The following is a 5,184-nucleotide window of genomic DNA, read 5'->3' on the forward strand; positions in this document are numbered from 1 at the left end:
CTCGTCGGCGTCGACCTTCATCTGGTCCAGGCCCTTGTTGATGGCGTCCTGGTGGCTGCCGGAGAACGCGGTGTAGACCAGGTCGCCGCCGTAGGGATGACGCTCGGGCACGCCCAGCTGGTTGCAGTACTCGACGGTGCGGCGCACCTCGTCGATGTTGGAGAAGTCGATCTGGGGGTCCACGCCGCGGGAGAACAGGTTGAGACCCAGCGTCACCAGGCACACGTTGCCGGTGCGCTCGCCGTTGCCGAACAGGCAGCCCTCGATCCGGTCGGCGCCGGCTTGATACCCCAGCTCCGCCGCGGCGACGGCCGTTCCGCGGTCGTTGTGCGGGTGCAGGCTCAAGATGACCGAGTCGCGGCGCGCCAGGTTGCGGCTCATCCACTCGATGGAGTCGGCGTAGACGTTGGGCGTGGCCATCTCCACGGTGGCGGGCAGGTTGAAGATGATCGGGTTGTCGGGGGTGGGTGCGATGATCTCGCCGACGGCGTCGCAGACATCCCTGGCGTACTCCAGCTCGGTGCCGGTGTAGGACTCCGGCGAATACTCGAACCGCCAGCGGGTGCCGGGATGTTTGGCGGCCTCCTCGACGCACTTGCGGGCGCCGTCGGTCGCGATCGCCTGCACCGCGGCCCGGTCGGCGCGGAAGACCACGCGGCGCTGCAGGATCGACGTGGAGTTGTAGAAGTGCACGATCACCTGCCGCGCTCCCTGGCAGGCGAGGAAGGTGCGCTCGATCAGCTCCGGCCGGCACTGGGTGAGCACCTGGATGGTGACGTCGTCGGGGATTGCGCCGTCGGTGATGATCGCGCGGACGAAGTCGAAGTCGGTCTGGCTGGCCGAGGGGAAGCCGACCTCGATCTCCTTGTAGCCCATCCCGACCAGCAGGTCGAACATGCGGCGCTTGCGGGCCGGGCTCATCGGGTCGATCAGCGCCTGGTTGCCGTCGCGCAGGTCGACCGCGCACCACAGCGGGGCGCGTTCGATGACGCGGTCGGGCCAGGTGCGGTCGGCCAGGCGTATCGGCTCGACCTCCTCGGTGAACGGCCGATACCGGTGGACGGGCATCGACGAGCCGCGCTGGGGATTCCACGGGGCCTGGCCGGGGGCGGGCGGACCCGCGGGGGTGACGATGGTGCGGGAAGACGTATGGGCGTCGGAATTGGAATTCACGGTAACTGCTCCGGGGGTGTCAGAAGGAACCTAGACCGGCGCATCGCGAACGCCCGCGACGGGAGGCCGGTCTGGATCAGACCCCGTCGCGGCGTCCGAGGAGGAGCACCCGCTGCACGAGCGCAACTCTACCGCGCTCATCCCGTGTGCCAAAACCGCCAAAAAATTCCGGATGCGCGTGCACGTATTCTGTTGTGGACTCGAACCCGAGCGGGGAATTCGCTGGGCCGGAAGGGCAGGCAAAAAGCAGTGGCACTCGTCGTGCAGAAATACGGCGGATCGTCGGTGGCCGACGCCGACCGGATTCGTCGGGTCGCCGAGCGCATCGTGGAGACCAAGAAGCAGGGCAACGACGTCGTCGTGGTGGTCTCGGCGATGGGTGACACCACCGACGACCTGCTGGACCTGGCCCAGCAGGTGTGCCCCGTCCCGCCGCCCCGCGAGCTCGACATGCTGCTGACGGCCGGCGAGCGCATCTCCAACGCGCTGGTGGCCATGGCGATCGAATCGCTGGGCGCCAACGCCCGCTCGTTCACCGGCTCGCAGGCCGGGGTCATCACCACCAGCACCCACGGCAACGCGAAGATCATCGACGTCACACCCAGCCGGGTGCAGTCCGCGCTCGACGAGGGCCGCATCGTGCTGGTCGCCGGGTTCCAGGGCGTCAGCCAGGACACCCGGGACGTCACCACGCTGGGCCGCGGCGGGTCGGACACCACGGCCGTCGCCCTGGCCGCCGCGCTGCACGCCGACGTCTGCGAGATCTACACCGACGTGGACGGCATCTTCAGCGCGGACCCCAGGATCGTGCACGACGCCCGCAAGCTCGACACGGTGACGTTCGAGGAGATGCTCGAGATGGCGGCGTGCGGGGCCAAGGTCCTGATGCTGCGCTGCGTGGAGTATGCGCGCCGCTACAACCTGCCGGTGCACGTCCGCTCGTCGTACTCGGACAGGCCGGGCACCGTCGTCGTCGGATCGATCAAGGACAAGCCAATGGAAGACCCCATCCTGACCGGAGTCGCGCACGACCGCAGCGAGGCCAAGGTGACCGTCGTCGGCATCCCCGACATTCCGGGTTACGCGGCCAAGGTGTTCCGCGCCGTCGCCGACGCCGAGGTCAACATCGACATGGTGCTGCAGAACGTCTCCAAGGTCGAGGACGGCAAGACCGACATCACCTTCACCTGCTCGCGCGACAGCGGGCCCACCGCGGTGGCCAAGCTGAACGCGCTCAAGGAGGAGATCGGGTTCCTCCAGTTGCTCTACGACGACCACATCGGCAAGGTGTCGCTGATCGGCGCGGGCATGCGCAGCCATCCCGGCGTGACGGCGACCTTCTGTGAGGCCCTGGCCGAGGTGGGCGTCAACATCGAGCTGATCTCCACCTCCGAGATCCGGATCTCGGTGCTGTGCCGCGACACCGAGCTGGACAAGGCCGTCGTCGCGCTGCACGAGGCGTTCGGGCTCGGCGGCGAGGAGACCGCGACGGTGTACGCCGGGACGGGCCGCTAGATGGGCCTGTCCCTCGGCGTGGTGGGGGCCACCGGCCAGGTGGGTCAGGTGATGCGCACGCTGCTCGCCGAGCGTGACTTCCCGGCCACCACAGTCAGGTTCTTCGCCTCGGCCCGCTCGCAGGGGCGCAGGCTGGAATTCCGCGGCCAAGAGATCGAGGTCGAGGACGCCGAGACCGCCGACCCGGCCGGCCTGGACATCGCGTTGTTCTCCGCCGGCAAGACGATGTCGCTGGTGCAGGCGCCGCGGTTCGCCGCGGCCGGGGTGACGGTGATCGACAACTCCTCGGCGTGGCGCAAGGACCCCGAGGTGCCGCTGGTGGTGTCCGAGGTGAACTTCGAACGGGACGTCGCCGGCGGCGCCCGGTCTCTCAAGAAGGGCATCATCGCCAACCCGAACTGCACCACGATGGCCGCGATGCCGGTGCTCAGCGTGCTGCACGACGAGGCCGGGCTGACCCGGTTGGTGGTGTCGAGCTACCAGGCGGTCTCCGGCAGCGGCCTGGCCGGCGTGGAGGAGCTGGCCGGCCAGGCGCGCGCGGTCATCGACGACGCCGAGCGGCTGGTGCACGACGGCGGGGCGGTGGAGTTCCCGGCGCCGAAAACCTACGTCGCCCCGATCGCGTTCAACGTGGTGCCGCTGGCCGGATCGCTGGTCGACGACGGGTCGGGGGAGACCGACGAGGACCAGAAGCTGCGCCACGAGAGCCGCAGGATCCTCGGCATCCCCGACCTGGCCGTCAGCGGCACCTGCGTGCGGGTCCCGGTGTTCACCGGCCACTCGCTGTCGATCAACGCCGAGTTCGCCCGGCCGCTGTCGCCGGAGCGGGCCCGGCAGCTGCTGGACGGCGCGCCCGGCGTCAAGGTGGTCGATGTGCCGACCCCGCTGGCCGCCGCCGGGGTCGACGAGTCGCTGGTCGGCCGCATCCGGTGCGACCCGGGGGTGCCCGACGGGCGCGGCCTGGCGCTGTTCGTCTCGGGCGACAACCTGCGCAAGGGCGCGGCCCTGAACACGATCCAGATCGCCGAGCTGCTGGCCGCCGAACTATAGTCCGACCGGTGCGCTTCGCCCGCTCGCTGTGCGCCGCGCTGGCAATGTGTTTCCTTGCGCCCCAATGTGTTTGGAGTGCCCACGCGGATCCGCCGGCGCCGGCGCCGGAGCCGATACTGCCGCCGCTGGCCCCGGGACAGGTGCTGCGGATCGGCCCGACGGCCGGCACCGGGACCCCGACCGGCGAGTACGGGATCGGCGCCACCGACCTGTGCGAGTTCGTCGAGTTCCCCAGCGAGACGCTGCAGGTCTGCGGCGACAGCTTCGCCGGTCAGGGCGTCGGGTTCGGCGGCTGGTACTCCCCGGTCGCGCTGCACGTGGACACCGCGTCCGTCGACGACCCCGGCGGGGTGCGCTACACGGGCGTCCTCGGAATCGGCAGGCCGCTGCTGGCCGAGGCGACCCCGGCGGGGGACTCCCAGCTGCCCGCTGGGGTGGTGCGGATCAACCGGCGCAACTACCTGATGGTGACGACGGCCAAAGCCCTGGAGCCGGTCAGCTCCCGGCTGGTGGTGGCCGAGCCGTCGCGCCCCGGCTGGCGCACGGTGCCGGGATCCCGGCGGGCCGCGTCCTACCAGGGCGGCTCGCAAACGCAGATCAGCGGCTACTACGACCCGATCCCCACCCCGGACTCGCCCCGCGGGTGGGTGTACATCGTGGCCGACAGCTTCACCAGGCGGGACCCGGTGCTGCTCTACCGGGCCACTCCGCAGACGTTCACCGACCGGTCCCGGTGGCAGGGCTGGGCCTCCGGGCCGGGCGGCGGCTGGAACAAGCCGCCGACGCCACTGTGGCCCGACCAGGTCGGCGAGATCTCCATCCGCCAGATCGACGGCAAGACGGTGTTGTCGTATTTCAACGCGGGCACCGAGAACATGGAGGTGCGGGTGGCCGACGACCCGACCTCGCTGGGCGACGCGCCGGTGACGACGGTGGTGCGGCACGACGACTGGCCCGAGCCCGCCGAGACCCTGCCGCCGCCGTTCGACAACCGGCTCGCCCAGCCCTACGGCGGCTACATCTCGCCGGGCTCCACTCTCGACGAGCTGCGCATCTTCGTCAGCCAGTGGGACACCCGGGCCCGGGAGAGGGCGCCCTACCGGGTTATCCAATTCGCTGTCAACCCGTTCAAGCCGGATTAGCGACCAGCGGTCGCGTTGTAGATCCGGGCGCCGGTGTCCGACTGCGAGGGCTGAGCCGGTACTCGGTAGCGACCTTCTCGCGGACCTTGTGCAACCACCGTCCCACCTTGGTCCTATGCGCTGGTGGATGACGCGCAACCGGCGGCGCCGGTGCCTGGCCCGAGCTGCTGACTTCGGCAATAGCACACGTCACGAGGGTAGACCCCAAAGTGCCACCATGCCATCATGGTGGCATGGACACCACCGCCGCGCACGCATCGCAGGGAACCATCGCCCTCACACTGCGCCTGCCGGCCGAGCTGGC

Annotated in this window: 4 protein-coding genes; 3 read left to right on the plus strand and 1 reads right to left on the minus strand. The window is 69.9% G+C overall.

Translation table 11 applies throughout. From position 1 onward, the window contains the following. A partial coding sequence (locus AC2VOR_RS01765) for a 2-isopropylmalate synthase (protein WP_486963090.1) occupies positions 1–1,173 on the minus strand: 1,173 nt, incomplete at its 3' end. 249 nt (positions 1,174–1,422) lie between these two features. Here AC2VOR_RS01765 and AC2VOR_RS01770 point away from each other — a divergent pair. The 3 genes from AC2VOR_RS01770 to AC2VOR_RS01780 are packed head-to-tail and all read left to right on the plus strand — an operon-like array spanning position 1,423 to position 4,880. Further along, entirely contained in the window at positions 1,423–2,688 is a 1,266-nt protein-coding gene (locus tag AC2VOR_RS01770; RefSeq protein ID WP_369736538.1) for an aspartate kinase, read from the plus strand. Further along, on the plus strand, positions 2,689–3,738 hold the full coding sequence (locus AC2VOR_RS01775) for an aspartate-semialdehyde dehydrogenase (RefSeq protein ID WP_486963091.1): 1,050 nt from the start codon (positions 2,689–2,691) through the stop codon (positions 3,736–3,738). 44 nt (positions 3,739–3,782) lie between these two features. Next, on the plus strand, positions 3,783–4,880 hold the full coding sequence (locus tag AC2VOR_RS01780; RefSeq protein WP_369741386.1) for a DUF4185 domain-containing protein: 1,098 nt from the start codon (positions 3,783–3,785) through the stop codon (positions 4,878–4,880). Positions 4,881–5,184: the final 304 nt, after the last annotated feature.

The organism is Mycobacterium sp. TH-M103, from assembly GCF_057473785.1.

Excerpts from the sequence above, each read along its gene's own strand:
- AC2VOR_RS01775 (WP_486963091.1), top strand. The coding sequence starts at position 2,689 with ATGGGCCTGTCCCTCGGCGTGGTGGGGGCCACCGGCCAGGTGGGTCAG.
- AC2VOR_RS01780 (WP_369741386.1), top strand. The coding sequence starts at position 3,783 with ATGTGTTTCCTTGCGCCCCAATGTGTTTGGAGTGCCCACGCGGATCCG.